Origin of the sequence: Halalkalibacter akibai JCM 9157 (assembly GCF_000513135.1) — a bacterium.
GTDB lineage: Bacteria > Bacillota > Bacilli > Bacillales > Bacillaceae_D > Halalkalibacter > Halalkalibacter akibai.
Map to the genome: position 1 here is coordinate 1 of NZ_BAUV01000108.1, position 2452 is coordinate 2452.

General features: G+C 31.5%; 3 protein-coding genes. All 3 read left to right on the plus strand.

The annotated features are described in order from the left end of the window. Positions 1-652: 652 nt before the first annotated feature. The 3 genes from JCM9157_RS22840 to JCM9157_RS22850 all read left to right on the plus strand — a co-directional run bounded on the left by JCM9157_RS22840 (position 653) and on the right by JCM9157_RS22850 (position 2348). Positions 653-1132, plus strand: a complete 480-nt coding sequence (locus JCM9157_RS22840) for a GNAT family N-acetyltransferase (protein ID WP_052013330.1) — start codon at positions 653-655, stop codon at positions 1130-1132. A gap of 118 nt (positions 1133-1250) precedes the next feature. Then, positions 1251-1859: a transglutaminase-like domain-containing protein gene (locus JCM9157_RS22845; protein ID WP_035668781.1), complete on the plus strand. Its 609-nt coding sequence runs from the start codon at positions 1251-1253 to the stop codon at positions 1857-1859. Positions 1860-1880: 21 nt separating this feature from the next. Further along, positions 1881-2348: a GNAT family N-acetyltransferase gene (locus tag JCM9157_RS22850; protein ID WP_035668782.1), complete on the plus strand. Its 468-nt coding sequence runs from the start codon at positions 1881-1883 to the stop codon at positions 2346-2348. The last annotated feature ends 104 nt before the right edge of the window (positions 2349-2452 follow it).

Consider the following 2452-nt stretch of genomic DNA (forward strand, 5'->3'; position numbering starts at 1 on the left):
TTTATTTCACTACCATGAAAATAAACTTCTCTAATTATATAAAAAAGACAATAACAAAAAGACCCTTCTAAGTCGTTTAAAAAAAGAGCCAGCATACACTGAACTATGGAATGGTTTGACTGAATTAAGAACAAGCATAGACAACTTAGTATATTTTCATTCTCTGTGGTGAAGCGCTGATTTTTGCGCTTCATGGATGGCTAACCGGTGGCTTTACCAATTAGGAGTTGCGTTGTTGCAGGTCTTTTTTTACGTCCGATAACTTGAAAATTATGTTAAGGTAACGAGCAGTTTTCTCAAAAGAAGTGTAATTAGTGATAATTGCAATAAGTGAGGAGATTCATTATGTTTTTACTGTATATGCTGTTGTCAATAGCGGGAATGGCAATGTTAATATGCATTTTGATATTTTTTGTTTACAAAATATTAAGAGGCAAAAAGAATGTTTACTCTTGGTTCTCTTTGATAATAATCGTTTTCTTTTTAGGTCTTGCCATTTGGCAAAGTTTATCTTCTTTTAAAATAAGGTTTTAATTCTTATTAAAGAATAAGAGGAGCCAGTGTTCAATAGGAGCAGTCGCTTTCTGTGCTAACGAAGTAAATACTTAACGAAGCAAATACTTGATGAATAAAAAGTGAAAAAGGTGATTAAATGATACGGACATATAGATTAGAAGATAAAGATTTCATAGTAAATTCTCACTATGATTTATACAATAAAGAATTTGGATACGATTTATCTTTTCGAGATTTTATTGAAGAAAGTGTTAGTGGGTTTATTGAGCGGGCAGACTCAAAAGAAAACATTTTCATTTTAGAGATTCGTAAAAAACAAAGTGGTTCCGTAAGTATTAAAAAAGTTAGTGACACTAGTGCACAATTGGGTTTATTTCTTGTTGAACCTAATGTTCGAGGTACTGGGTATGGACAGAAGTTAGTAGAACAAGCTATTAACTTTAGTAAAGATAATGGATTTAAGACCATTATTCTCTGGACTAATAGCGAACTGAAATCAGCAAGGCGAATCTACGAAAGAGCAGGGTTTGAATTAAAGAAAACTCAAACTCAAATACTTTCTAATAAAGAACTTATCGAAGAGAAATGGGAGCTAAAGTTAGTAGATAATCAATAAATACTATTCAAGTAACGAGACAGAATAGTTAAGCAATTTCCCCTTTAATCCCTACGTCTTTTGTTGTATAATAATACGAATATATAGATATTTATGCAGCGTGGGAGTTGACTATTAAATGAAGATGATTTGTGAGTCTGAAAAATTAGATGATTATTTAATTGAATTGGATGAAGTAAATTATTCACATCCTAAAATTAAAGCAAAAGCGGAGGAACTTTTTAACTCATCACAAACGGAAATCGAAAAAGCAAACATAGCTTTTGAATTTGTTCGTGATAAAATATCTCATTCTTGGGATATTCAAGGAAAACAAGTTACTTGGAAAGCAACAGAAGTATTACAGTATAAAGAAGGAATTTGCTATGCAAAATCTAATCTATTAGCATCACTATTGCGTTCGCAAGGAATACCAACAGGCTTCTGTTATCAACGGTTGATGTTGTTTGATACCCCAGAAAAAAGATATTGTCTTCATGCTTTAAATGCCGTTTATTTAAAATCTCTAAATAAATGGATACGATTAGATGCTCGTGGAAATAAAACTGGTGTAGATGCCCAATTTTCAATAGATGAAGAAAAATTAGCTTTTTCAGTAAATGAGAAATTTGGTGAAAAAGACTATTCTATTATTTTTGTAAAGCCCAATTTAAAAACTATAGCTGTTTTAAAAGAGAATACAGATGCAATAGAAATGTACAAACAACATTTACCTGAAAGTATATAGTTACAAAAGTGAGGAGTGGACATGTTTATAAAATCTGCAATATCTTCTGATGCACCTGTAATTCACGATTTAATGATTAAGGCATTTAACGAATATATAAATGAAACCCCACCATCGAGTGCGTTAGAAGAGACTGTTCAGTCAGTTTCAGTCGCTTTAGAAAAAGGGGAGAAAGCATTGATTGCTTTTGATGAAAATAATCCAGTTGGTATGGTGCGATATCAATTAAAAGACGAGGGTTTATATTTTTATCGTTTGTCAGTTATTCCTGAAAAACAAGGAAATGGCATTGCAAAAAAGATATTAAAATCATTAGAGGAATATGCAAATAAAGTGGGTGTAACTACAATACTATGTAAAGTTCGTATGACAGTACCTAAGAATATACAGCTTTATAGTTCCATAGGTTATGATACTTATGATGAAGAAGTTGTACATAAACCAAATGGTATAAATATTAAAGTTGTTTCAATGAAGAAAGAGCTTTAGTGCTTCAACTAACGGGTGCGTTTCTGCAATAAAGCAGGAACGCATTTTTTGAACACGGAATAGGGAATTAATGTTAAAGTTAAAGTAATTGTTATTCAAGTAAC